This is a genomic window from Acetobacter cibinongensis (assembly GCF_000963925.1).
Lineage (GTDB): Bacteria > Pseudomonadota > Alphaproteobacteria > Acetobacterales > Acetobacteraceae > Acetobacter > Acetobacter cibinongensis.
This window is the reverse complement of record NZ_BAMV01000038.1, coordinates 1-475: the sequence shown is the minus strand read 5'-3', so window position 1 is coordinate 475 and position 475 is coordinate 1. Positions and strand designations below refer to the sequence as shown.

1 protein-coding gene is annotated in these 475 nt (G+C 55.8%); it reads right to left on the bottom strand.

Going from position 1 to position 475, the window contains the following annotated elements:
* A partial coding sequence (locus tag Abci_RS12980; RefSeq protein WP_048839604.1) for an IS5/IS1182 family transposase occupies positions 1 to 475 on the bottom strand: 475 nt, incomplete at both ends.

Below are 475 nucleotides of genomic sequence, written 5' to 3'. Positions count from 1 at the left end.
GCGACAGCTTTGACGGCTTGTCCTGCCAGTCTTCAGGAATACGTCCTTCCCGAAGATCGGCTTTCTCTGCATTGGTGTTCCGCTGCTTTGGAGCCGCTACCAGTGTGGCATCCAGGATCTGGCCGGACATCGGCAAATACCCGGCGTTGCGCAGGGTCGCATCAAAGCGGTTGAACAGCCCATCGATCGCACCCGCCTGGGTCAGACGCTTTTGATACAGCCAGACCGTTTTGGCATCCGGCACCCGATCTGAAAGTCCCAGCCCAAGGAAACGCATAAAGGAGAGGCGATCGTTGATCAGATATTCCGTCCGCTCATCAGACAAATTGTTGAGCGTCTGGATCACCAGAATTTTGAACATCAGCACAGGATCAAATGGCGGTCGTCCGCCTTTGCGTCCGTCGGAATAGGCCAAAGCCTGCGCCAGGTCAGGGCGGAACACTTCAAAATCCACAGTCCGGGAAAACGCTTCGAG